This is a genomic window from Cupriavidus respiraculi (assembly GCF_914271545.1).
In the GTDB taxonomy this organism is placed as follows: Bacteria; Pseudomonadota; Gammaproteobacteria; order Burkholderiales; family Burkholderiaceae; genus Cupriavidus; species Cupriavidus respiraculi.
The window spans coordinates 1,213,184-1,236,747 of the sequence record NZ_CAJZAH010000001.1; the positions used below are offsets into that span (position 1 = coordinate 1,213,184).

Here is a 23,564-nt window from a genome sequence, read left to right on the forward strand (position 1 = left end):
GAAGACGCAGTGTCGTCGCGCCCGCTCGCCACCCGCATCACCCCGTTCACGCAAAATCCGTTCCCCCGCAGCGCGGCGGAACTGTGTGCGCTAACCGGCTTTCGCGCCACACCCGCCCCGATAGGCTGGTGGGGCGCGAGAACATTGACCGCTCGCGTTTTTTGGCGCCTCTCTCGTTCCCCGGCGGAGAGGCGTCCTTTCTGCGATGGCCTTGCTATCGCGGCGGCGCGGGGAAGATCTCCGCCCACATCTCGCGCGCGGTGGCGCGCAGCACCGCACGCGCATCGGCATCGCCGCTCACCAGCGCGCTCAGATAGTTGCGTACCGATTTGGCGGGCACATGGGGCGGGATCGGCGGCACGTTGCGGTCGGTCAGCACGTCGAGCACCACCGGCCTGTCCGCGGCGAGCGCGCGGTCCAGCGATGCGCCGAGATCGCCGGGGTTTTCGACGCGGATGCCTTCCAGCCCCAGCATGCGGGCGTAGGCGGCATAGTCGAATGCCGGCACGTCCTGCGATACGGCGAAGCGCGGATCGCCGCCCATCGCCCTCTGCTCCCACGTCACCTGGTTCAGGTCGCCGTTGTTCAGCACCATCACCACCAGGCGCGGATCGCTCCATTCCGGCCAGCGGGCCGCCACCGTGATGAGCTCGTTGATGCCATTCATCTGCATGGCGCCGTCGCCTTCGAGCGCGAAGGCAACCCGCTGCGGATAGGCGAACTTCGCGGCGATCGCATACGGTAGCGCCGGCCCCATGCTGGCCAGGCCGCCGGACAGCGATCCCATCATGCCGCGGCGCAGCCGGATGTCGCGCGCATACCAGTTCGCGGCGGTGCCGGAGTCCGCGCAGACGATGGCCCCATCGGGCAGCCGCGGCGACAGCTCCCAGAACGCCCGCTGCGGATTGATGGGCACGGAATCGTCCATCGCGCGGCGCTCCAGCACGCGCCACCACCGCTCCACGTTCTGCTCGACGCGGTCGCGCCAGCCGCGGTCGGCACGCGGCTGCAGCCGTGGCAGCAAGGCGGCGAGCGTGGCGCGGGCATCGCCAACCAGCGGCACCTCCATCGGATAGCGCAAGCTGAGCTTGCGGCCATCCAGATCGATCTGCACGCCGCGCGCCTGGCCCTCGGCCGGCAGGAATTCGGAATACGGAAACGACGAGCCGACCATCAGCAGCGTGTCGCACTCGCTCATCAGGTCCCAACTGGGCTTGGTGCCCAGCAGGCCGAGCGCGCCGGTGACATAGGGCACATCGTCGGGCACCACCGCTTTGCCCAGCAGCGCCTTGGCAACGCCCGCGCCCAGCCGCTCGGCCACGGCCATGACCTCGTCGGTGGCGTGCAGCGCGCCGGCGCCCACCAGCATCGCGACCTTGCTGCCGGCATTGAGCACGGCGGCGGCGCGGTCCAGGCTGTCGCTGTCGGGCACCACGACCGGCGGCACATAGCCCGCCCCGCTATGGATGGTGCCGTGCTCCGCCGGCGGTTCGGCAACCGCCGGCATGTCCTGGATATCGTTGGGCAGGATCACGCAGGTCACGGTGCGCTGGTCGCGAGCGATGCGGATCGCGCGGTCGATCAGATGCCGGACCTGCGCGGGCGTGACCGCCATCTGCACGTACTCGTGCGCGACATCCTTGAACAGCGACAGCAGATCGACCTCCTGCTGATAGTCGCCACCGAGGGCGGCGCGGCGCTGCTGGCCCACCAGGCACAGCACGGGCTGGTGGTCGGCCTTGGCATCGTAGAGCCCGTTGAGCAGATGGATCGCACCGGGGCCGGAAGTGGCCAGGCACACGCCCACCTCGCCGGTGAACTTCGCATGCGCGCACGCCATCATCGCGGCGCTTTCCTCGTGGCGCGTCTGGATCAGCCGCGGCCCGTCCTGCGCGCGCGCCAGCGCGCCGAGCATGCCGTTGATGCCGTCGCCGGGATAGCCGTAGATGCGGTCCACGTTCCAGAGCCGCAGCCGTTCGAGGATGAAATCCGACACTGTCTGAGTCATGCTGCTCCTTGGGCGCCAGCCGGCGCGGTCTATTTGAGCCGTGGCGGCGTCAGTTCGCGGTCCGGCGGGTCGAGCTGCCCCGCGCGCCGCTGCGCGACCGCGCGCGCCACCGCGGCGGCCACGTTGGCCACCTCGCCCTGCACGCCGGTATCGGCGTCCAGCTCGGCATGGCTGGTGGCATACGGCTTGTAGTAGCCGATGAAGCGATCGAGCACGGCCTGCGCGCCCGCGGGGATCAAGCCCATCCAGTCCAGCCAGTCCGCCAGGGCGCGGCGCACGCCTTCGATGCCCGCCACGTCGCCATGCACGACGACGCCATACACGCGGCCGGCCAGGTGCTTCGGGTAGTCCCACCCGTCCAGCTCGATGGCCTTGGCAAGCTGCGCGTCCTTGCCGCATGTCGCGCTGGGGTCGGGGTTGCCGCCATCGGCGCAGACCAGCCGGTCCATCATCAGCTTCAGCGGACTGGCGACCTGGTACCAGTAGACGGGCGTGACGATCATCACGCCGTGACACGATGCCCAGCGCTCGTAGATCTCGTTCATCCAGTCGTTGACCTGATCCAGCGAGTGGTTGGGATAGCAACTGCAGGGCCAGTGGCACAGCGGCATCGCGGTGGACACGCAGCCCTTGCACGGATGGATGTGGCGGCTCGGGTCCGAGGCCAGCAGGCTCAGGTCCAGCAAATCCACTTCCATGCCTTCCGCTTGCAGCCGCGCGCGAGCCAGCTGCGCAAGGCGCCACGACTTCGATATCTCGCTCGGGCAGGTGTAGTCATTGCGCGAGGCGGCGCACACCAGCAGCACGCGCGATGGCGTGGCCGGGTCGGCCTGCCGCCGCTGCGCCGCCGCGATGGCTTCGCTGGCCGCCACCCATTCCTCGGAAAGGTCGTAGTCGGGATTGGCGCGGTCCGGTCCGGCCTTGACCGTCACCGGCGCCTTGCGCTTGTTGGAATAGGCGTCCCATGCGATCGCCTCCAGGCGCTCGATCGCCGCGTCCTCGCGGCGAAATTCGGGATCGTAGAAGCGCGCCAGGAAGCGCTGGCGGAACACGTCGCGCGAGACCGGTTCGGTCACCTGTCCCTTGCGCACATCACGAGATTGCGCGGTGTTGGAGGGTCGTGCCATGGGCGGGGAGGCTCACGTGGAACATGCCCCCGGGCATGCAAGACGAACGCCACCCTTGCGCCCCGCGCGGCAAACCGCGCCCGTGCCGTGGATTGCGCCGCCCGCCGGCGTAAAAAAGGCTGCCCGCGTCCTGCCTGGCCGCGAGCAGCCCTTACAACAGGCTGCGGTAAGACATGTACATTCTTCAGCGCGTTTTTTTGTCGGGAGCGGGGTAGCCGTAACTCTCGGCTGCCGACGCCCCCTTATCAGCGCCCCTGTGTCGACCCCTTTGCGCCGCTGTTGCCGCTGCCCCCGGTGGCGCCGGAACCTCCGGTTCCTCCCATGCCAGACCCGCTGCCTGTACCGCCACTGCCACTACCACTGCTGACACCGCCGCTGCTGGTGCCGCTCTTGCCGCCCGTGGCGCCCTTGGTCGGCGCCTCGGTGGGCTTGCCCGGCGAGACATCCGACGCCGCTGTGCCCGGGGCGCGATCCATGCCGGACTTCGCGCCGCTGCTGGTGCTCGGGCCGGTGCCCATGGAGCCTCCCCCGGAGCTGGAGCCCGAGCCCCCGCCGCCGCCGGCCTGCGCCCATGCGGCGGCGCCGAACAGCGAAGCCAGCGTTATCACGACGATACGTTTCATGGTCTCTCTCCTTGATGAGCCGTCGATGCGCGGACAGGTCCGGCCCGATGGTGTTGGCGAACTGGTGTTGGCGGACCATTGGCGTCTTCGGCGCGCCGATGGCGATGCGCGCGCACGCGCGTGCGTCCCTCTGCCGGGGCAACATCACGGCGGGGCATGGCTTACTTCGGCACCTGCGCGGCCATCTTGCGGGCCATCTCCAGATGGTGCTCCAGCGCCGGCAGTGTCTTTGCGGCGAAGGCCTTGATATCCGCGTCCCTGGCCGATTTGGATGCGTTGCGGAACAGGGTCACGGCCTCGTTGTGCGCCTTGACGCCGATCTCCTCCGCGTACTGCCTGTCGAAGGTGGCGCCGCTCAGGGCGCCCAGCGCCTCTAGCTTCTTCTGGTCGTCGTTGGGCGGCGAGCCCGGCAGCTCCACGCCCTTCTGCGACGCTAGCCGCTTGAGCTCGGCGTCGGCCGCCGTGTGGTCGTTCACCATCTGCGCGGCGAAGCTCTTGACCGTGGCGTTCGATGCCTTGGTCGCCGCGAGCTTGCTGGCTTCGATCTCGAGCTGGCCGCTTTGCGCAGCCTTCTTCATGAACTCTTCATCGGAGGAAGCGGGGGCGGCGCGCGCGGCCTGCATCGGCAGGGCGGCCGCCAGCAGCAGCGGTGCCACGAATCGGAACCACGCAAGGCGGTGTGGCTTTGTCACGGTGGTCTCCTTCATGGGACACGGACGGTGCGGGAACGGCGATCTATTGCAGGGCAACGGCGCAAGTTCCATGCCGAACGGCGCCACGGGAGATACAGCGTGCGGTCCATCCGGCAGCCGCACTTTCTACATGGCGGCGTAAAGTTTGCGCGGGCAAGGGGCCCGCGTCAGGGCTCAGCCGCCCTGGCCGCGCTGGCGCTCGCGCGTGGTCGGGCCCAGGCCGTCTGCGCACCAGGCCTGCATCACGAAGTCCGTCTCGACATACGAAGCGCATGGCGCGAGCCCGGACTGCTGCTCGAGCGTGCGATGCACCTGCTCCGCCGACGAGGCCTGTTCGTCGAACGGATGGCGCCAGTGGCAGGCGAGCAGCATGCCGTCCTCTGTCAGCGACGCCCGGATGTTGCGCGCCATGTCCCCCACCTCCGCCGGCGTGAGGTAGTAGCCGAATTCGCTGACCACGATCAGATCGAATGTGCCCTCGGGCCACTGGCCCGGCACCGTCAACTGCGCCACGCGCACGTTGGATTCGGCGCGCACGCGCTCGCGCGCCGCCTGTACCGCGCGCGGGTGGCGGTCCGTCGCCAGCAGGCTGTCGCAGCGCGCCGCGAGCGCGCTGGTGGTTTCGCCGTTGGCGCAGCCGGGCTCGAAAGCGCGGCGGAAACGGGGCCGGTCCAGCATGGCCAGCAGCAGCGCGCGCTTGCGGGCCTCGAACCAGTGCGAGCGATAGCGCCACGGGTCATCGCCATGGGCATAGACGGCATCGAAGTAGGACGCGGGCGTGGAGACGTGTTGGGTCATGTGGCGTCGATTCCGGGAAAGAAGGATCGCGAACGGCGGCCGGAACATGCCGGAGAGATCCGTCGGCAGCGCGCGGCCCACATGGCCTCCAGCGAATTCCGGGCCTGCACCGCACGCGGCGCGACCGCTTGCAAACTGTCGTCCGATTCCTACACCCCTTTCAGGCATGCCCCGGTAAGAGCGGTTCCGCCGCGGGCCTATCGTTGAGTCACGGGAGCACGACGTTCGATGGGCAGCACGTACCTTCGACGCAATGCTCGATCCAGCAACGAACTTCCGGAGGGATCTCACATGAAACGACTTCTGAGCACTGGCGCGCTGGCACTGTGCGCTGCACTGGCACTGCCCGCCGTCGCCCAACAGGCCCCGCCCGCTTCGCCGAATCCGAGCGCCCCGCCGGTGGAAGGCAACCCGCCCAGCAAGGGCATGAATTCGGGCGCGACCGGCACCACCGGCAGCTCCGGCATGAGCAGCTCGGGCATGAGCAGCTCGGGCACCAGCGCCACGGACGGCACGAGCACCAAGAAGTCCGGCGGCGAACGGGCCAAGAAGCCCCGCCAGAAGGATGCGGCCGCGGCACCGACCGCCGACGCGCCATCCGGCCCGAAGGGCGATTCGCCGGATCCGGCCACCAAGCGCTAAGCGCCAACGCGCCGCGCCTCATGCGCCAGCCACGCTGGGCATGAACCGACGGGCACCCTGCGGGGTGCCCGTCCTGTTTTTCCGGGCACTGATTGCAAACCCGCCCTAACGTTGCGCATTAGCCGCATCTGGCGAGTGCGCGTGACCGGTTTCCGACAGAGACCTACAATTTATAAATGATAACGATTATCATGCGCGTAATTCGCGTATGCGGTGGCGGCGCTGTTGCCGTCCGACAGCCGACCCCCGCGTTCGCCTGACCGAACCACCGAACCGCCGTTGCCTCCGGCACCGGCGTGCAAGTCCCACTCCATGCCTTCCAGTTCGTTGCTCCGCTACCGGCTCGCCGTAGCTTCGCGCGCCGTCGCCGCCATTGGCGGCGGGTACGTGCTGGCCGCGGCCGCCACCACCGTGCTGTCGTTGGTCCTGCCGCTGTCGCGATCCGAGGCCGTCGTGACTGCGACGCTGCTGTCTTTTCTCGTGTATGCCGGCGCGGTGATCTGGGTGTTCGCCGCCCGAAGCGCGTGGCGCGCGTGGATCGGCATCGCGCTGCCGGCCGCCGCCCTCGGTCTGGCGGGTCTCGCGCTCGGGAGAGCCTGATGCGCGCGGGATTGCGGCAATCGATGGCGTGGCTGCACAGCTGGTGCGGCCTGGTGGTGTGCTGGGTGCTGTTTCTCGTGTTCTGCGGCGGCACCGCGAGCTATTTCAAGGAAGAGATCTCGTTGTGGATGAAGCCCGAGCTGCATCGCGCGGCTTCGGCGAACAGCCCCCGCTTCGACGAGGCGCAGGCCGCCGACCAGGCCTTGCGCTATCTGGCGGCAAACGCGAGCCACGCGGAGCGCTGGTTCATCAGCCTGCCGGACGAGCGCCGCGGCGCGGTCAGCGTACTGTGGACCCCGGCACAGCCCAAGTCAGCCGCCAAGGGCCAGGCGCCGGGGCGCCGCTTCGAGACGCGGCTGCTGGACCCCGTCACCGGCGCGGAGCTGCCGGTGCGCGAGACGCGCGGCGGCGAATTCCTCTACCGCCTGCACTTCGATCTGCACTACATGCCGGCCGTGTGGGCGCGCTGGATCATCGGTTTCTGCGCGATGGTGATGCTGGTGGCGATCATCAGCGGCATCATCACGCACCGCCGCATCTTCGCGGACATCTTCACGTTTCGCTCGGGCAAGGGGCAACGCTCCTGGCTGGACGCGCACAACGCGAGCGCCGTGCTGGCCCTGCCCTTCCATCTGATGATCACGTACACCGGACTGGTGTCGCTGATGTTCCTGTACATGCCGTGGGGCATCCAGGCCGCCTACCCGACCGACCAGCCCGCCTTCGAGGCGGAGGTGTTCGGACGCGCGCCGCGGCCCAAGGCGTCCGGCCAGAGCGCGACGCTCACGCCGATCGCGCCGCTGCTGGCCCAGGCGTCGCAGCACTGGGGCGGCGCGGCACCGGGACGCATTGCCGTCGCGCGTCCCGGCGACGCCAACGCCGTGATCACCGTCACGCGCGCCGGCGGCCGCGAGATGGCTTCGAGGGCGCCGACGGTCGTGTTCAACGGCGTCACCGGCGAGCGCGTGTCCACCTTCGGCGACGACACCGCCCCGGCCAACGAGACGCGCGGCGTCATGGTCGGCCTGCATATCGCGCACTTCGCGCCCGATCTGCTGCGCGGCCTGTTCTTCCTGTGCGGCCTGGCCGGCTGTGCGATGGTGGCCACCGGCGCCGTGCTGTGGGGCGTGCGCACGCGCCAGACCTATGCGAAGACGCTGGCCAGCGGCGGCCGGGTCGGCTTCGGCCTGCGGCTGGTCGAGGCGCTCAACATCGGGGCCATCGCGGGCCTGCCGATCGCCTTCGCCACGTATTTCTGGGCGAACCGGCTGCTGCCCGTCGACCTCGCCCAGCGCACGGACATGGAGATCCGCTGCTTCTTCGCGGCGTGGGCCACTGCGGCGGTGCTGGCGCAGATTCGCCCGACGCGGGGCATGTGGCGCCTGCAACTATGGATCGCCGCGGCCCTGTTCGGCGGCATTCCGTTGCTCAATGTCTTCACCACCGATTCGCATCTGGGCGTCACGTTGCTGCGCGGCGAGGGACCGGCCGCGGTCGCCGGTTTCGACCTGACCGTGCTCGCGCTGGGCGCGTTCTTCGCCTGCGCCGCCTGGAAGCTCGGCAAGCGGCGCGCGCAACCCGCCAGGACGGCGCCCGACGCGGCCGGCGCGGCGCGCCCCGCCGTGCGGAGTCCCGCATGAGCGCGATGCTGGCATTCGTCGCCAGCCTGGCGCTGGCCTTCAGCGGCTTCGGCGCGCTGAGCATGACGCTGGACCGGCATTACGCGCAGGTCCACGGGCGCGGGGCCGAGCCGCCGCCCGCCCTGCTGCCCTACCTGCATGGGCTGGGCTGGCTTGCACTCGGCCTGGCACTGGCCTCGCACGTGGGTGCCGAGGGCTGGGCGATGGGCACGCTGTACTGGGTCGGCACGCTGACCGTCAGTGGCGTCGCGCTCGTGCTGCTGCTGTCCTATGCGCCGCGCACCGCGCCGCGCCTCGCGCCGTGGGCGGCGGCCGTCGGACTGGGCAGCTTCGCGCTGCAGCTGGCCAACTGAGCCGGACACCGGCCGTTTCCTTCCCCGCATCGACAAGACAACAACACGCTCTTCCGAGCAAAACACACGGGAGTTTTACCTTGCCATCCGCCAGTCATCGCGCACGCGCCTCGCGCGCGCTTTCGTCGCCCGCAGCCCGCCTGCGTCCCCTGGTCACCGCGCTGGCCCTTGCGGGCGCGCTGCCGTCCGTCGCGCTTGCGCAGGCCGAGCCGGTTCCGGGCGGCGCCGCGCAGGCCAGCAACCTGCCGCAGGTGACCGTGCGCGCCGAAAGCACGCCGGACCAGTCGCCGCCGCCGTACGCTGGCGGGCAGGTGGCGCGTGGCGGGCGGCTCGGCATCCTGGGCAACCAGGACATGATGGACGTGCCGTTCAGCATCACCGCCTATACCGCCGAGACGATGCAGAACCAGCAGGCGCGCTCGATCGCCGACGTGCTGGCCAACGATCCCGGCGTGCGCAGCAGCCTGGGCTTCGGCAATTTCTCTGAGACTTTCGTCGTGCGCGGCTTCCAGCTGACCGGCGACGATATCGCCTACAACGGCCTGTACGGCATCGCGCCGCGCCAGCTGGTGGCGGTCGAAGGCCTGGACCGGGTCGAGATCTTCAAGGGGGCGAGCGCGTTCCTCAACGGCGTGACGCCGGGCGGCTCGGGCATCGGCGGCGGCATCAACCTGCAGCCCAAGTTCGCCACCGCGCAGCCCATCACGCAGGCGACGCTGGACTACACCAGCGACGCGCAGGTCGGCGGCCACGTCGACATCGGCCGGCGCTTCGCCGACAACCGCATCGGCGTGCGCATCAACGCGCTCGCGCGCGGCGGGGATGCCGCCGTGGACAACGAACACCGCAACCAGCGCCTGTTTACCGCGGGCATCGACTACCAGGGCGACCGGTTCCGCATCTCCGGCGACTTCGGCTATCAGAAGCAGACGGTGAACCAAGGCCGCTCGACGGTCAACCTGACCAACGGCATCATTCCGCCGGTGCCCTCGTCCACCACCAACGTCGCGCAGCCGTGGGCCAACACGATGCTGGAGGACACCTACGGCACCATCCGCGCCGAATACGACTTCGCGCCCGCATGGACTGCCTACGTGGGCCTGGGCGCGCACCATATCAACGAGTACGGCAACTACTCCTCGCCGCGCGTGGCCGGCAACGGCTTCGGCACGGCCTCGCGGCTGACCGTGCCGTACAAGGGCGACAACACCGCGCAGGAAGTCGGCGTGCGCGGCATCTTCCATACCGGCCCGGTCAAGCATCAGCTCAACGTCGCCTGGTCCGGCACGCAGACGGAAAAGGCCACCGCCTTCGAGTCGTCGGCGTCGTTCCCCACCAATCTGTACAACGGTGCGCCGGTGCCGCGCCCCGCCACCAGTTCGTCCTCGGGCAACATGGCGGATCCGGGCGTGACCGGGCGCACCAACCTGAGCAGCTTCGCGGTGTCCGATACGGTCTCGTTCCTGCAGGACCGCGTGCTGATCACGGCCGGCGTGCGGCAGCAGAACATCAAGGTGCGCGGCTACAGCTACACCGGCGTGCAGACCGCCGACTACGACGAGTCGGCCACCTCGCCCGCGTTCGGCCTGGTCGTCAAGCCGGTGCAGAACGTGTCGCTCTACGTCAACCACATCGAAGGGCTGGCGCAGGGCCCGACGGCCCCGAGCACGGCCGACAACCGCAACGAAGTCTTCGCGCCGATCAAGTCCAAGCAGAACGAGGCCGGCGTGAAGTGGGATGCCGGCAAGTTCGGCACCACGCTGGCGGTGTACCAGATCGAGCAGCCCACCGGCGTCACGCAGAACAACGTGTTCTCCATCGCGGGCGAACAGCGCAACCGCGGCGTCGAGCTGAGCGGCTTCGGCGAACCGGTGCGCGGCGTGCGCCTGCTGGCGGGCATTGCCTACATCGACACCAAGCTGAGCGGCACCGCGAACGGCGCCAACGACGGCAACCGCGCGGTGGGCGTGCCGAACTACACGCTGAACGTGGGCGCGGAATGGGACCTGCCGTGGCTGGCGGGACTGACGGTGACGGGTCGCTACCTGCAGACCGGCCGCCAGTACCAGGACGTGGCCAACCGCGCCAGCCTGCCGTCGTGGAACCGTTTCGATCTCGGCGCGCGCTATCGCTTCAAGGCCGCGCAGCAGCGCTACACCATCCGCGCCGCGATCGAGAACGTCGCGGACAAGGACTACTGGGCCTCCAGCTATGGCGGCTATCTGGTCCAGGGCGCGCCGCGCACCTTCAAGGTGGCGATGACCGTCGACTTCTGACGCCGCGGGCGCGGCGCCCGCCGGTCACCGCAGCGGCTCGACACCTGCGAGCACCACGCGGCTGGCCGGCAGCGCCGGCATTCTGGCCAGGGACACGCGCAGGTCCTGCGCCGGCACGGTGTAGGCCATGCGCGTGGTCAGCATCTGCAGCGCCAGCTTCATCATGTCCGTGGTCATCCATTCCCCGGGACAGCGGTGGTGCACCTCGTGCCGGCCGCCGCCTTGCGGCACGAAGGCGAACGCGGACGGTTCCCGCCCGAGAAAGCGCTCCGGATCGAACTCGTCCGGCCGCGACCAGATGCGCGGGTCGTGATTCGTCGCATACAGATCCAGCAGTACGCGCACGCCCCTGTCGAACCGATGGCCCCGCCATGCGAACGCCTTGCAGGTGCGCGCGGCCACCATCGGAAAGAACGGGTAGTAGCGCCGCACCTCGTCGACGAAGGCCTGCATGGCCTCGTCCTCGCCCAGCCTCGGCGCCCACTCGGGATGTTCGTGCAACACCAGCGCGCAGAACGCGACATAGCGGGCGATCGCCACGGTGGGCCGCAGCGTATTGATCAATTCGACCGCGGCGGTGCGTGGGTCCAGCAGCTTGCCATCGGGTTCCCGGTGCCATGCCACCACCGGCAGCGGCAGGTGTTCCGCCACCGCCAGCCGCCCCTTCCTGACATCGCGGATCAAACCCGCGATCCACGCCTCGGTCACCAGCCGGCCCCAGCGCGCGCGCCAGTAGCGCGGTCCCACACCGCCCGCGCCGTCGATCATCGCGCCGAAATGGCGCGCACGCCGGCCGGCGTCCCGTTCGTCGAGTGGCACGCCGGCCCAGGCGCAGACGGCCTTCGTCAGCAGTACCTGCGTGTCGTCCAGCACCACGGCATGGCCGGTGTCGGACCATCGTCGCAGGCAGGCGGCCCATTGCGACGCGGCCTCCCGCCATAGCCTTACCCTGGCCTCGCCGGTCAGCAGGCGCAGGAACATCGCCTTGCGCTGCCGATGCGCGTCGGCATCGAGCGATTGCACGCCGCCCACGCCCAGCAGGCTGCGCTGCGCGCGCAGCGGCATCGCGCCGACGCGTACAAAGCGCTCGGTATCGTAAAAAAGCGTTGCGGCTTCCTCGCCGTACAGGCAGATCGCGCGCTGCAGCAGCAGGCGCATCTCGAAGAAGTCGGTGTCCAGCGAGCGGAAGCGGTTCAGGCCGAACAGATACCCCTCGCGTCGCAGCGCAAGCGTACTGTCGAAAGAAGGGTCGCGGGGAAAGGGCTGCACAAAGCCCGCAGCCGCAAATTCCGTTCCAGTCGCTCCGTGGCGCGACGACACGCCGCGCCACGCGCGGCTAGGCCCTGCGCCTGGTCGCCACGCAGAGCACGCTGAGCGCGGCCTCGGGCGAGGCCGGATCGATGCCCGAGAGGCGCTGCGCGAAGCGGATCTTCAGCGGCTGGCGGCCCATCGTTCCCGTCAGCACCTCGCGGCCGACATAGTGGCTGTGCGGATAGAGATCGACATCGAACCCCAGCGGCTGCAGCGTCGAGCGCAGCAGCTCGTTGGTGACGCCGTCGCCGGGCCGGTGGTGCAGCTCGGTGGCCAGCGCCCACTGCTGCTCGTTGTCGCCCGCGGTATGGCCGCCGCGCTGCATCCAGCGGTACAGCGGCAGGCGCAGGCGCCACAGCATCAGCGCGAGTCCGCGGAAGTGCCACGCCGTCTTCTGCGGATCGTGGTCCAGCACCAGCACGCCACCGGGACGTACCAGCCGCGCCGCTTCGCGCAGGCCCCGCTGCATGTCGTCGAAATGATGCAGCGAGCCATTGATGGCCACGACATCGGCGATGCCCGAGGCCAGCGGCGTGTTCTGCGCGTCCGCCAGCAGCGGCACATAGCCGACGCCCGCGGCGCGCTCCAGGCTGCCCATGGCGATGTCGACCCCAATGGCCATTTTCGGCTTGCCGCCCAGCGTGGCAAGCAGATTGCCGGGGCCACAGCCCAGGTCGACCAGCACCTTGTCGTCGAGCGTGCCGATCGCGGCGTGCCAGCGCTCTCGCAGCTGCGGGTAGCGATGCACCGCGGCCAGCCAGTCGTCCATCCACTTCGGATGGCTGAAGTAATGCGCGTTGGCGCGCATGCCGTCGGTGAAGTGGCGGATCCGGGCTTCGGGAATGATGCCGCCGGACAGCCTGGTGTCCGCCTTCAGGTAGGGCTGCAGCGATTCGCCATAGCCGAGGGTTTTCCGCCCCGCGGGCTGCGCGCCGGACTCGCGCGGCGGATGCGCGCCGGCCACATCGGCTGGCGATTTGGCCTCGAAGGAGGATTGCAGGTCGGATAGCAGGGAAGGATTCATGTCGGTACCGGGTCAGATGTCGCAGCCTCGCGCCTGGCTGCACAAGAAAGCGCGGAGTTGAATACGACACCGCGCGCGATGAATCTGGGACGGTGGCGGCGATGACGAGGTATCCCGGCCGGGCCGGAGTGGCGGCGCACCATTTCCGATACGCCACCTGGCTGAATCTAGGTACCTTTACCCCCCGGCGCAAATCGTCCATTTGGCTATTCCGTGCGGCAGCATACAGACGGTTACAGCTTCGTTACACTTGGCCGGCCGCGTTTTGCACGTCGTTCTGGACCGGCCGCCCGGGCGCGGAGGCGCTCACGGGCCACCACGCCCCAGTCTTCGGTGCTCAGGCGATTTTGCCGCCCGCCGGCGTGAGCGCCACGTCCGCGCTCGCGCGAGGCTGGTCGTCATCGCCGCCTCCGGCCTGGCCGAGGTCGATGCCGCGCGTCTCGGGCAACAGCGCCGCGGCGAGCATGACCATCGCGTAGCCCACCCCCGCGACGATGGCGATGGCAATCGCCAGCGACGTCCGGCCGGTGCTCAGCCAGCCAACCGACAGCGGGAACAACGAGCCGATCACGCGGCCGAGGTTGTACGACACGCCGTAGCCGGTGGCCCGGATATCGTTCGGATACGACTCCGAGATCGTCGCGCCGATGCCGGAAAACACGCCCTGCATCAGCACGCCGAGCGGGAAGCCGAGGAACAGCATCGAGGTGTTCGACACGGGGATCACCATGTAGACCAGTGCCATCACGAAGGCGCCGGCGGCGAAGGCGATATAGGTCAGCCGGCGGCCCCAGCGGTCGGTGGCATAGGCGCCCGCGATATAGCCGACCAGCGAGCCGAAAATGGTCATCGCCAGATACGAACTGGTGCCGAACACCGACAGGCCGCGCTCGGTCTTCAGGTACGTGGGCAGCCAGGTGGCGATCGCGTAGTACGCGCCCAGCATGCCACCCGACAGCAGGCTGCACAGCACGGTCTTGCCCAGCAGCGGCTTGCGGCAGAGGCGGGCCAGTTCGCCGAGCGCGGAACGCTCCTTGCGCGCGGTGCGGCTTTTCACGAAGATTTCCGGTTCCTCCAGGTTGCGGCGCAGATAGACCACCACCAGCGCGGGCAGGATGCCGAGGAAGAAGCAGACGCGCCACGCCGTCTCCGCGGGAAACAGATGGAAGGTCACCGCGTAGGCGAGCGCGGCGGCGCCCCAGCCGAACGAATAACTGCTGGCGGTCAGGCCGGAATACTTGCCGCGGTGCGCGGGGTTGCGGATCATCTCGGTGACCAGCACCATGCACAGCGACGATTCGCCGCCGAATCCGAGGCCCTGCAGCATCCGGAAGGCCATCAGTTGCTCCGGCGTATTCGCCAGGCCGCACAGGAAGCACGCCACGGCAAACACCACGATGGTCCAGCGCAGGACCCGGACCCGCCCATAGCGGTCCGCCAGCAGGCCGGCGCCGATGGCGCCGACCAGCGACGACACCAGCGTCCAGGTCACGATCGCGCCGGCCGTGGACTTGCTCATGTTCCACTGCGTCAGCAGCGTGGAGATGAGGAAGGAATAGATCATGAAGTCGAACACGTCGACCGCATGGCCGAGGAAGGCGCCGTAGAACCCCTTGCGCTCCTTGGCCGATAGCTCCTTGAACCAGTCCAGCATGATCGCTCCTTTGTCAGTGGTGGGCGGCGTGCGGGAATTCGCCTACGCCGGTACGGCCTCTCGCCGTGAGGGAAGCGCGCGGCGGCCGGAAGGCGTAACCGGCGGCCTCCAGCAGCTGCGCAAAGCGGATCGAGGTGAGGTCGGCGAAGCGTGCGGCGACGATCTGCACGCCGACGGGCATGCCGCCCCGGCCGCGGCCGATGGGTGCCACGGTCGAAGGCAGGCCGCACAGGCCGGAGTGGCCGGCCCAGAACAACTGGCTGGTGAGGGGCTGGGGACGGCCGTTCACCTGCAATTGCCGCTGCCACGGCTCGCCCGCCTCGTCCAGCGCGAAGGCGGTGGTCACGGCGGCGGGGCACAGCATCACGTCGTGATGCAGGAAGAAGCGGCGCCAGGCTTGCGCGAACCGTTCGCGCGCCTGTTGCAGCAGGAGCCACTGCCGGTGGGGCAGCACGGCGCCCACATACTGCAGCGATGCATAGCCGTGGTCGTCTGGCGTAGCGGCCGCGGCGCGGTCCAGCGCCGCGGCGAAGGCGGCATCGTCCATATGGAGCGATGTGGTGGCGCGCAGCAGCAGCACGTAGACGCGCCACAGTTCGCTCGCGTCGAATTCGGGGCGAACGTCCCACTGGACGGTGGCGCCTTGCCGCTCGAGCCAACGTCCCAGGCGGACGATCTCGCCGCTGACCTCCTCGTCGGCCTCGGCAAGCGGATGACTGGGCAGCACGGCCACGCGGAAGGAAGACAGGCCGGCGCGCGGGCACGGCGGCAGGTCCAGACGGAAGGCCAGCGCGTCGTCGCCGTCGGGGCCGGCGATGGCGCGCAGGATCAGCTCCAGATCGCGCGCGCTGCGCGCGACCGGCCCGGCGACGTTGATGTCCTGCATGCCGAAGCCGTGCGGCGCATTGCCGTGCCCCCGCAACGGCACCAGGCCCAGGCTGCTCTTGTGGGAGAAGACGCCGCAGTAATGGGCGGGATTGCGCAGCGACGAGCCGATATCGGAGCCGATATCGAATACGCTCATGCCGGCGCACACGGCGGCGGCGCTGCCGCCGGACGAGCCACCCGGCGTGCGGCCGGGGTCGTGCGGGTTGCGCGTGGTGCCGTACACGGCGTTGTAGCTCTGCCAGTCGCGCAGGCCGAGCGGAACATTGGTCTTGCCGAGCAGCACGCCGCCCGCCGCACGCAGACGCGCGACCACCGCGGCATCCCCGCTGGCGCGGTGGTCGCGCCGGGCCGGGCTGCCGCAGGTGGTCGGCCAGCCCGCCACGTCGAACGATTCCTTGATGGAAAAGGGAATACCGTCGAGCGCGCCGAGCGCCTCGCCGCGTTGCCGCCGGTGATCGCTGCGCAGCGCCGCTTCGCGCGCCGCGTCGAAATCGGCGATCACCATGGCGTTGATGCTGGCGTGGTGCTCCTCGTATGCCTGCCGGCACCACGCCAGCAGGTCGCAGGCGCTGGCGCGGCCTTCGTGCAGCCATTGCGCAGCCTGCCACATCGGCAGATAGCGCGGTTCGTGCTGGCCGTCGCCAGCGTGCGGGAAGTCCGGCAGGCTCACGTTTGCTCCGTTTCTTCTTATCCGCAGCCGGGTGGCGCGGTGGGGACGGCAGGGCAATACAGTGCTCGGTATACTATATTCACTTCACAGAAGTGACAAGGCGACATTTGGCGGATGGCGGGCCGACCGCGAATGAGCAAGCGCCGTGCCGTGGGCTCGGGCAGAAAGGAAATGCGTGGGGAGGCGTATGGACGGGGCGTAGATCACTGCGCCCGCGGGCGTGCCGGCAAGACGGCCGGCACCGGAAGGGGGTTTTCTTGAGGCCGCGCGCGTCAGGTGGCGCGGGCGCCCGGACGTTTGCGGCCGAACAGTGCGCCGAAGAAGCGGCAGATATCTTCGTGGCGCAGCGGAATCAGGGGAGTAGCGTGGCGCACCGCATCGCGCGCCGCATAGTGCTTCAGCAGTTGGACACCGACCGGCACATCGAAATACTGGGCGTCGGGTTGAGTCATGGCAAACACCTATTGAATATCGAAACGGTGCACAGTATACAAAATTATTGTGCAACGCGCCATACGCGTGCATACACGCGCTTCAATGCGGTGCGCGGCGCCCAGGCCGCGCCGCCATGACATCAATGCCGGCCGTTATCAGGCCGCACGGGTCTGGTCGGTGACGGGGAGGTCGGCGGCCTTCGCCGCGCTGTAGACATGGCGCGCCGCGAGCAGCGCGGCAAGATCGGCGTCGCCGGCAATCACCGCCTGCAGGATCTGCGCATGCTCGTCCCAGTTCTGGCGGGCCCGCACGGCATTGGCCGGGCCGAACAGCGCGGCGGTGCGCTCGCGCAGAGAACGCATCATTTCCTGCAGCACGCTGTTGGCGGCGATATTGCCGAGCACTTCGTGGAAGCGGTTATTGAGCTCGATCAGCTCGTCGGCCCTGCCCTGCGCCGCCGCGTCCATCCCCTCCCGCAGCACGGCCTCCAGTTCGGCGATCAGCGCCGGATCGCGGCGTTGCGCCGCGAGCTTGGCGTTCAGCCCTTCGAGCGTGGCACGCACCTCGACCATCTCGCGGGCGACGTGGGGGGACAGCGTGGCCACCGAAGCGCCGCGGCGCGGCTCGATCAGGACCAGGCCCTCGGCGGCCAGCGCGCGCAGCGCTTCGCGCACGGGAATGCGTGACACGCCCAGTTCGATGGAGAGCTTGTTCTCCACCAGCCGTTCGCCCGGCGCATATTGCCCCTTGAGGATGCGTTCGCGCAGCTTGTCGGTGACAAGGGCGAACAACGGCGAGTGGCTGGCGCCCAGGCTCACGACATCCGGTTCGGGCTGGGCACGCGAGGAGGGGTTGGCTGGCATATCGGAAGACAGGCGGAAACGCGGTGTTCGAGGCGCGGGAGGGATGGGCGTCCGCGCGGGCCCATCGCCTGGACCCGCTGCCGGCCCTCCGGCGGATGGGCGCCATTGTATACCAGCGCCCACCCGCGACGACACCCCCGTTCTTGCGCTTTTCCGCCGCCGTTTGCACCGGCGGCCCCCCGCCCGTCTCGCGGCTAGCGTTGGAAGGTGAAGGCGTCGGCGTACAGATAGTCCGGGTCCGCGCCGCGCGCGGCGAAGCTGCGCTTCGCGTCGCGGATCATCTCGGGAGAGCCGCACAGGTAGACGGCATGCTCTGACAGGTCGCCGAGGTCTTCCGCCACCGCGTGGTGCACGTACCCGCGCCGTCCCTGCCATGCCGCATCGGCGCGCGACAACACCGGCACGTAGCGGAAGTCGTACAGGCGCTCGCCCCAGGCCGGGATGTCGTCGTGCAGGTACAGATCCTGCGGCGTGCGCATGCCCCAGTAGAGCGACACCGGCGGGCAGTCGGGATCGTCCATCAACGATTCGAGAATGCTCTTGATCGGGGCGATGCCCGTGCCGGTCGCCACGAACAGCAGCGGACGATAGTCCTTCGGCCGGTAGAAGAAGTTGCCGTGGGGCATCTCGACCTTCAGGGTATCGCCGGGGCGCAGCCGCGCCAGCGTGCCGTCGGTGAAGGCTCCGCCGGGAATGCGCCGCACATGCAGGTCGACCAGCCCGGCACCGGGCACCGAGGCCATCGAGAAACTGCGTGCCAGGCCATCTTCGGAAAACAGTTTCAGGTACTGGCCCGGCCGATAGTCCAGCGCGTCGACGTGGGGCAGCGCCAGTTGCAGGTGCACGACATCGGGCGCGAGCGCCCTGACCTGCCGCACCGTCGCGCTGTGCGTCTGCGGCGCGGCGCACGCCTCGTCCGGCGACGCCTTGCTCACCACCAGGTCACCGCGCGGCAGCGCCTGGCAGGCGAGCGCATAGCCCGCCGCCTCGTCCTCCGGCTCCAGTCCCATCGGTGGCTCGTCATAGGCCACAGCGCCCTGCACCACCTTCAGCCGGCAGGTGCCGCAGCCACCGAGCTGGCATTCGTGGCGCAGCGCGATATTGGCGCGCAACGCGCCTTGCAGCAGGGTCTCGCCTTGCTCCACGGCGAACGACTCGCCCGTTTCGAAGATCTGGATGCGGTATGACATGGGTGACTGCCGGGGATCTGACGGGGAATGGGTGGCTCAGCGCTTGATGTCCGCCTGCACCAGCACGGACATTTCCTGCGGCGCTAGCAGGTCGCGCAGCGCTTCCAGCGCCGCGAGGCCGGCCTGCGTGTCCTGCTCGCCGTTGCCGCCGCTCAGGCCGATGCCGCCGATCACCTCGTCGTTCACCACGATCGGAAAGCCCCCGACGAAGGCCGCGAACCGGCCCTCGAAGCTCAACTGGATGCCGAAGGCTTCGTTGCCCGGCAGCGCCGGCCCGTTGGGCGGCTGGGTGAACAGATGCGTGGAGCGCTTGTGCCCCGCCGCGGTAAAGGCCTTGTTCCACGCGATCTGCGGACCCGTGATGCGCGCGCCGTCCATGCGTTCGAGCACCAGCGGGAAACCGCCCTCGTCCACCACGCAGATCGATTCGAGCACGCCGATCTGTTCCGAACGCGCGATCGCGGCCGCCACCATATGGCGGGCTTCCTTCAGTTCCAGCTTGATTGCCTTCTTCATTTTGCGTTTTCCCGATGTCGTTGCGCGTTCAGCAGCCGCGATACACGGTCTTGGTCTGCGTATAGAACTCCAGCCCCGCCCGCCCGGATTCGCGGAAGGTCGAAGTGCTGGACCGCTTCAGTCCGCCGAACGGTGCGTTGACGAGATTGCCCGTCGTCGTGCGGTTGATCTTGACCGTGCCCGACTCGATATCCGCGGCGAACTGCTGGATGTGGCGCGGGTTGGAGGTCACGATCGCCGCCGACAGGCCGTAGTCGGTGTCGTTGGCCTTGGCGATCGCATCGGCATAGTCGGCGCATTCGATGATGGCGATGACCGGCCCGAAGATCTCCTCGGTGGCGATGCGCATGCCCTGCATCACGTCGGTAAATACCGCCGGCGAGACGTAAAAGCCCTTGTCCATGCCGTCGGCGGTCAGCCGCTCGCCGCCGCACAGCAGCGTGGCTTCGCGCTTGCCCACGTCGATATAGCCAAGCACGGTCTCGAGCTGCCTGCGCGTCGCCAGCGGACCGACGTCCATTCCCGGCGTCATGCCGCTGCCGATCTTCAGCGCCTTCACACGTGCCAGCAGCCTCTCGGTGTAGGCCGCGCGCACCGACGACACCACCAGCACGCGGCTGGTGCCGGTGCAGGCCTGCCCACTGAGCGAGAAGCCGCCCTTGATGGTCAGATCCACCGCCTTGTCCAGGTCGGCATCTTCCATCACGATGAGCGGGTTCTTGCCGCCCAGTTCCATCTGCGTGCGCGTGGTCATCGGCACAGCGCGGTGGATCTGCTCCCCCGCGCGCGTGGAGCCGGTGAAGGAGATGGCGCGCACCGGGGCGGACTCGGTGATCGTGGGACCGATCTCGCCGGCGCTGCCGGTGATGAAGTTCAGCACGCCCTTGGGCAGGCCGCCCTTGACCAGCGCTTCGGCGAGCCGATAGCCGCTCAGCGGCGCGTCCGACGATGGCTTGAACACCACGGTGTTGCCGGTGATCAGCGCAGGCGCGATCTTGCGGGCGGGAATCGACACGGGGAAGTTCCACGGCGAAATCACCGTCACCACGCCCAGCGGTTCGCGCAGCATGTAGACGAGCATCTCCGGGTCGTCCTGCGGGAAGGTCTCGCCGCCGAAGGTCTGGCCCTCCACCGCGTAGAAGCGCAGCGTCTGCGCCGAGCGCAGTACCTCGTCCTTGCTCAGGTTGAGCGGCTTGCCTTCCTCTCGGGTCAGTTCGCCGGCGATGGCCTCGGCATTGGCTTCGAGATGATCGGCCGCGCGATTCAGGATCGCGGCGCGCCGGGAGATCGGTGTGCGCTTCCACGCCTGGAACGCCGCGGCCGCGGCGGCAACGGCAGCGCGCGCGTCCTCGGCGGACGACGCCTGGAACCGTCCGACGATATCGCCGGTGTCGGCCGGATTGACGTTGTCGAAGGTCCGGCCCGTCCGGCTCCGGGTCCATTCGCCGTCGATGTAGTTGAGGAATTCGTCCTGCTGTCCGACTGTCATGATGCAGATCCGCTGGAAGGAAAGAAAAAGGGCGCCATCACGGCCGGCGCCCGCGCACTCCGTCGGCGCGGCGCCTCTGGCGCCCGGCCGACGGACCGCTCACGCGGCCATGTCCAGCTCGGGCAGCGGGATTTCCTTTTCCACGTAGTCGTAGTACAGCGCCGTCGTATAGAGCAGGCGCATCTGCGCACCGATCTCGCAGATCTTCAGGCAGCGCTGCTGCAGCTCGGGCGTGTTGGCGTGTTCCAGCACGATCTGGTAGCCGCGTTCGCCATGGATCTCGTCCGAGACGATATGCAGGTCGAAGAATTCGACCTCCTCGTCGGTGAAGTTGTACTTCTCGCGCAGCGTGGGCGTCTGCTTGCGATAGATCGAGGGCACCTGCGATTCGAGGCCGACCACGAGTCCCGCGACCGCGACGATCGGGTCTTCGCGCATGGCCACCGCGTAGCACCACGATTGCAGCGCCCGCGTGGTGGGCGACATGTTGTCCGGGTCCACGACGCGCTCGCGCGTGGTGCCGCAGGCTTCGGCGAAACGGATCAGCAGATCGGTGTGGCGGTCCCCCCCGATCTCTTCCTCGTACATGTTGGCCAGCAGGAAGTCCTTGGCCTCGGTGTAGCGGTCCGGCGTGCGCGCGTAGACGTAAGCCAGATAGTCGGCGAAGGGACCGACATAGTGGTAGTGGTTCTCCGCCCAGCGCGCCAGATGGGCGCGCGTCAGCTTGCCGCTGGCCCATGCCACGCTGAAGGGTGCCTTGTTGGCGCTCTTGCCTTTGATCGCCTCTTCGAGGGCGCTGCGGAATTCGTCTCGGTTCATCAGTTCGGCCATGTCTTGGACTCCTGGTTTGGCGTGGGGGCGATGGGCGGCGGTGGGTTGGTCCTGTGCCGCTTGGTTTCTGTATACTATATACATTAATGGATCTGGATCAAGCGTTTTAGGCGGGAGCGGGGGTTTTCCCCGGACGGGGTTACAAGCGTCCGATCCTGTCCCAGGCGAAACCGGCCAGCGCGACGTCCTCGAGGCCCACTCCCACCGACTTGTAGATGACGATGTCATCGGGATCGCGGCGCGCGGGCGCAGTACCAAGGACCACGTCGGCCAGTTCCACCACCTTGTCCCCGGGCAGCACATCGGCCCCGGCGAGCACGATGTCGCCCGCCTCGCGCGTCGATTGCGGGCGCCACTCCACCACCACCGCGGCGGCCCGCCGCAGCGCCGTGTCGTCGAGTTCCCGGGTATGGGGCAGGCTGGAGCCGATGGCGGCGACGAAGGCCCCCGGCTTCAGCGCCGAGCCGGAAAACAGCGGCGTGACCGAGCGCGAGGCCGTGACCACGATGTCCGCTTGCGCAGCGGCGGCCTCGGGCTCGGCGAACTGCACCGGAATGCCGCACTGTTCCGAGAGGCGCTCAGCCACCGTCGCATCGGCATAGGGGTCCGACACAAGGATGCGCTCCAGCGGCAAGGCGGCGCTCAGTTGGGCGGCATGGGCAGTACCCTGCGTGCCCGCGCCGAACAGCGCCAGGGTGCGGGCGTCTGGCCGCGCCAGCCGCCGCGCCGCGACCACCGTGCACGCGGCAGTGCGCAGGCGCGTGATGGCACCCGCGTCGAATGAGGCCAGCGGCCGGCCATCCTCGGTCGAGAAGATCAGGATGACGAAGGAGAACTGCCCCGCGATGGTGGTGTAAACCTTGGCGCCCGCCACCCGCTGGTCCGGTATCACCGCGCCCAGCGTCGACAGCTTGACCCCGCCCGCCTCCGTGCGAATACGTTCCTGCATGGCCGCGCGTCCGCGGCCGAAGCTGGCAAAGGCGTCCTCCATAACGCGCTGCGCGTCTTCGGGTGTGACGTGGCGGTCGATCAGGTCGTCGGAAATATGTCGCATACGGACTCCGGGGGTCGTGTGAGCAAGACGCCCGCGCCAGCGGCCGGGCGAGGGAAAGTGGAGCGCCGCGGCGCGGCGGATCAGCCGGGCCAGGCCAGCCGCACCAGCACGCCGCACGCGCCGGCGGTACACAGCGCCAGCAGCAGGGCGCGGACCGCGGCGGGAGAAAAGCGGCCGCGCAGGCGGCTCGATGCCGCGAAGCCCGCGAGCAGGAATGGCGCGAGGCTGGCGCTGAGCAGCAGCTCCGCCAGGCCGAAGCGCCCTGCCGCCGCCAGCATCAGCAACGACAGCACGGCGCCGCCGCCGAGCACGCTGCCCGCGGTGGCGCGCATCTGCGCCGGCGACAGATGCTGCATGACGATGGCCACCGGCGGCGCGCCCACCGAAGTGATGGTCCCCATGAAGCCCGAAGCGGTGCCCGCGATGGCGAGATTGCCGACGGACGGACGCACGCGCCAGCCCAGCAGGCTCAACACCACCGCTGCGAGGATCGACACCGAAAAGACGACGGCCAGCGGTTCGGGCCGCAGCCACGAAATGGCCAGCACCGCCAGCGCGCCGCCGATGGCGCGGCCCGACAGCGCGGAGCCGGCAAGCGGCCACGCTATGGCGCGCCGCTCGCGCACGGCGGACAGCAGCGAGACGCAACAGCCCATCGCCAGCAGCGGGCCGGGAATCAACTGGGGGAAGAAGAGCGCGGCCACCGGCGCGGACAGCATGGCGAAGCCGATGCCACCGATGCCCTGCAGGCAGGCACCGGCAAACATCACGGCGCCCATCGCGGCGTACTGCGGACCGGACATGCCGGCGGGCCAGGAGGAGGCCAGGAAGGACAAGGTCATGCCGGATCGGAGAGTGAAGTCGCTTTGTCGGTATACAG

Annotated in this window: 22 protein-coding genes; 5 read left to right on the forward strand and 17 right to left on the reverse strand. The window is 68.9% G+C overall.

From position 1 onward, the window contains the following. Window positions 1–214: 214 nt before the first annotated feature. From LDO27_RS05395 to LDO27_RS05415, 5 genes are all read right to left on the reverse strand, one after another. Complete coding sequence (locus LDO27_RS05395; RefSeq protein WP_224040162.1) at window positions 215–2,008, reverse strand: thiamine pyrophosphate-requiring protein; 1,794 nt, start codon at window positions 2,006–2,008, stop codon at window positions 215–217. A gap of 29 nt (window positions 2,009–2,037) precedes the next feature. Continuing rightward, window positions 2,038–3,135 carry a flavodoxin family protein gene (locus LDO27_RS05400; protein ID WP_224040163.1) on the reverse strand — a complete coding sequence of 366 codons (1,098 nt, stop codon included), beginning with the start codon at window positions 3,133–3,135 and terminating at the stop codon, window positions 2,038–2,040. Between the two features lie 245 nt (window positions 3,136–3,380). After that, window positions 3,381–3,758: a hypothetical protein gene (locus LDO27_RS05405; RefSeq protein ID WP_222204894.1), complete on the reverse strand. Its 378-nt coding sequence runs from the start codon at window positions 3,756–3,758 to the stop codon at window positions 3,381–3,383. Between the two features lie 161 nt (window positions 3,759–3,919). Continuing rightward, on the reverse strand, window positions 3,920–4,450 hold the full coding sequence (locus tag LDO27_RS05410; protein WP_224040165.1) for a DUF4142 domain-containing protein: 531 nt from the start codon (window positions 4,448–4,450) through the stop codon (window positions 3,920–3,922). Window positions 4,451–4,624: 174 nt separating this feature from the next. After that, a complete protein-coding gene (locus LDO27_RS05415) occupies window positions 4,625–5,248 on the reverse strand; it encodes a class I SAM-dependent methyltransferase (protein WP_222204890.1) in 624 nt (207 codons plus the stop codon). Between the two features lie 291 nt (window positions 5,249–5,539). Here LDO27_RS05415 and LDO27_RS05420 point away from each other — a divergent pair, with 291 nt between their 5' ends. The 5 genes from LDO27_RS05420 (at window position 5,540) to LDO27_RS05440 (ending at window position 10,759) form a co-directional block, all read left to right on the forward strand. Beyond that, window positions 5,540–5,890 carry a hypothetical protein gene (locus LDO27_RS05420; RefSeq protein ID WP_224040167.1) on the forward strand — a complete coding sequence of 117 codons (351 nt, stop codon included), beginning with the start codon at window positions 5,540–5,542 and terminating at the stop codon, window positions 5,888–5,890. 312 nt (window positions 5,891–6,202) lie between these two features. Continuing rightward, window positions 6,203–6,490, forward strand: coding sequence for a DUF3649 domain-containing protein (locus tag LDO27_RS05425; protein WP_224040169.1), 288 nt, complete (start codon window positions 6,203–6,205; stop codon window positions 6,488–6,490). Further along, window positions 6,490–8,130: a PepSY-associated TM helix domain-containing protein gene (locus tag LDO27_RS05430; RefSeq protein ID WP_224040171.1), complete on the forward strand. Its 1,641-nt coding sequence runs from the start codon at window positions 6,490–6,492 to the stop codon at window positions 8,128–8,130. The genes LDO27_RS05425 and LDO27_RS05430 overlap by 1 nt, the downstream gene beginning before the upstream one ends. Next, window positions 8,127–8,483: a DUF3325 domain-containing protein gene (locus LDO27_RS05435; RefSeq protein WP_224040172.1), complete on the forward strand. Its 357-nt coding sequence runs from the start codon at window positions 8,127–8,129 to the stop codon at window positions 8,481–8,483. Before LDO27_RS05430 ends, LDO27_RS05435 begins: the two co-directional genes overlap by 4 nt. 80 nt (window positions 8,484–8,563) lie before the next feature. Next, complete coding sequence (locus LDO27_RS05440) at window positions 8,564–10,759, forward strand: TonB-dependent receptor (RefSeq protein ID WP_224040174.1); 2,196 nt, start codon at window positions 8,564–8,566, stop codon at window positions 10,757–10,759. A gap of 24 nt (window positions 10,760–10,783) precedes the next feature. Here the strand turns inward: LDO27_RS05440 and LDO27_RS05445 are convergent, their stop codons facing one another. From LDO27_RS05445 to LDO27_RS05500, 12 genes are all read right to left on the reverse strand, one after another. Next, window positions 10,784–12,028, reverse strand: coding sequence for a cytochrome P450 (locus tag LDO27_RS05445; protein WP_224040176.1), 1,245 nt, complete (start codon window positions 12,026–12,028; stop codon window positions 10,784–10,786). A 67-nt stretch (window positions 12,029–12,095) separates the two neighbouring features. Next, complete coding sequence (locus LDO27_RS05450; RefSeq protein WP_224040178.1) at window positions 12,096–13,094, reverse strand: class I SAM-dependent methyltransferase; 999 nt, start codon at window positions 13,092–13,094, stop codon at window positions 12,096–12,098. Window positions 13,095–13,431: 337 nt separating this feature from the next. Further along, window positions 13,432–14,748, reverse strand: a complete 1,317-nt coding sequence (locus tag LDO27_RS05455) for an MFS transporter (RefSeq protein ID WP_224040180.1) — start codon at window positions 14,746–14,748, stop codon at window positions 13,432–13,434. Between the two features lie 13 nt (window positions 14,749–14,761). After that, a complete protein-coding gene (locus LDO27_RS05460) occupies window positions 14,762–16,306 on the reverse strand; it encodes an amidase (RefSeq protein WP_224040182.1) in 1,545 nt (514 codons plus the stop codon). A 272-nt stretch (window positions 16,307–16,578) separates the two neighbouring features. Then, window positions 16,579–16,758, reverse strand: coding sequence for a hypothetical protein (locus LDO27_RS05465; RefSeq protein WP_224040184.1), 180 nt, complete (start codon window positions 16,756–16,758; stop codon window positions 16,579–16,581). Between the two features lie 138 nt (window positions 16,759–16,896). Continuing rightward, the gene (locus tag LDO27_RS05470; RefSeq protein WP_224040186.1) at window positions 16,897–17,604 is read right to left on the reverse strand and encodes a GntR family transcriptional regulator; all 708 of its coding nucleotides are present in this window, start codon (window positions 17,602–17,604) and stop codon (window positions 16,897–16,899) included. Between the two features lie 194 nt (window positions 17,605–17,798). After that, complete coding sequence (locus LDO27_RS05475; RefSeq protein WP_224040188.1) at window positions 17,799–18,794, reverse strand: 2Fe-2S iron-sulfur cluster-binding protein; 996 nt, start codon at window positions 18,792–18,794, stop codon at window positions 17,799–17,801. 36 nt (window positions 18,795–18,830) lie between these two features. Then, entirely contained in the window at window positions 18,831–19,310 is a 480-nt protein-coding gene (locus LDO27_RS05480; RefSeq protein ID WP_222204870.1) for a GlcG/HbpS family heme-binding protein, read from the reverse strand. Between the two features lie 28 nt (window positions 19,311–19,338). Beyond that, entirely contained in the window at window positions 19,339–20,799 is a 1,461-nt protein-coding gene (locus tag LDO27_RS05485) for an aldehyde dehydrogenase family protein (RefSeq protein WP_224040191.1), read from the reverse strand. 99 nt (window positions 20,800–20,898) lie between these two features. After that, window positions 20,899–21,630, reverse strand: coding sequence for a TenA family transcriptional regulator (locus LDO27_RS05490; protein WP_224040193.1), 732 nt, complete (start codon window positions 21,628–21,630; stop codon window positions 20,899–20,901). Window positions 21,631–21,769: 139 nt separating this feature from the next. Further along, entirely contained in the window at window positions 21,770–22,684 is a 915-nt protein-coding gene (locus LDO27_RS05495; RefSeq protein ID WP_222204863.1) for an ornithine cyclodeaminase family protein, read from the reverse strand. Window positions 22,685–22,764: 80 nt separating this feature from the next. Then, window positions 22,765–23,463 carry a sulfite exporter TauE/SafE family protein gene (locus LDO27_RS05500; protein ID WP_377747305.1) on the reverse strand — a complete coding sequence of 233 codons (699 nt, stop codon included), beginning with the start codon at window positions 23,461–23,463 and terminating at the stop codon, window positions 22,765–22,767. Window positions 23,464–23,564 lie beyond the last annotated feature (101 nt).

Coding starts and splice junctions, on each gene's coding strand:
- LDO27_RS05475 (WP_224040188.1), bottom strand. CDS start 18,794: ATGTCATACCGCATCCAGATCTTCGAAACGGGCGAGTCGTTCGCCGTG.
- LDO27_RS05500 (WP_377747305.1), bottom strand. CDS start 23,463: ATGGGCGCCGTGATGTTTGCCGGTGCCTGCCTGCAGGGCATCGGTGGC.
- LDO27_RS05465 (WP_224040184.1), bottom strand. CDS start 16,758: ATGACTCAACCCGACGCCCAGTATTTCGATGTGCCGGTCGGTGTCCAA.
- LDO27_RS05420 (WP_224040167.1), top strand. CDS start 5,540: ATGAAACGACTTCTGAGCACTGGCGCGCTGGCACTGTGCGCTGCACTG.
- LDO27_RS05415 (WP_222204890.1), bottom strand. CDS start 5,248: ATGACCCAACACGTCTCCACGCCCGCGTCCTACTTCGATGCCGTCTAT.
- LDO27_RS05405 (WP_222204894.1), bottom strand. CDS start 3,758: ATGAAACGTATCGTCGTGATAACGCTGGCTTCGCTGTTCGGCGCCGCC.
- LDO27_RS05480 (WP_222204870.1), bottom strand. CDS start 19,310: ATGAAGAAGGCAATCAAGCTGGAACTGAAGGAAGCCCGCCATATGGTG.
- LDO27_RS05490 (WP_224040193.1), bottom strand. CDS start 21,630: ATGGCCGAACTGATGAACCGAGACGAATTCCGCAGCGCCCTCGAAGAG.
- LDO27_RS05495 (WP_222204863.1), bottom strand. CDS start 22,684: ATGCGACATATTTCCGACGACCTGATCGACCGCCACGTCACACCCGAA.
- LDO27_RS05450 (WP_224040178.1), bottom strand. CDS start 13,094: ATGAATCCTTCCCTGCTATCCGACCTGCAATCCTCCTTCGAGGCCAAA.
- LDO27_RS05485 (WP_224040191.1), bottom strand. CDS start 20,799: ATGACAGTCGGACAGCAGGACGAATTCCTCAACTACATCGACGGCGAA.
- LDO27_RS05395 (WP_224040162.1), bottom strand. CDS start 2,008: ATGACTCAGACAGTGTCGGATTTCATCCTCGAACGGCTGCGGCTCTGG.
- LDO27_RS05400 (WP_224040163.1), bottom strand. CDS start 3,135: ATGGCACGACCCTCCAACACCGCGCAATCTCGTGATGTGCGCAAGGGA.
- LDO27_RS05425 (WP_224040169.1), top strand. CDS start 6,203: ATGCCTTCCAGTTCGTTGCTCCGCTACCGGCTCGCCGTAGCTTCGCGC.
- LDO27_RS05435 (WP_224040172.1), top strand. CDS start 8,127: ATGAGCGCGATGCTGGCATTCGTCGCCAGCCTGGCGCTGGCCTTCAGC.
- LDO27_RS05430 (WP_224040171.1), top strand. CDS start 6,490: ATGCGCGCGGGATTGCGGCAATCGATGGCGTGGCTGCACAGCTGGTGC.
- LDO27_RS05470 (WP_224040186.1), bottom strand. CDS start 17,604: ATGCCAGCCAACCCCTCCTCGCGTGCCCAGCCCGAACCGGATGTCGTG.
- LDO27_RS05455 (WP_224040180.1), bottom strand. CDS start 14,748: ATGCTGGACTGGTTCAAGGAGCTATCGGCCAAGGAGCGCAAGGGGTTC.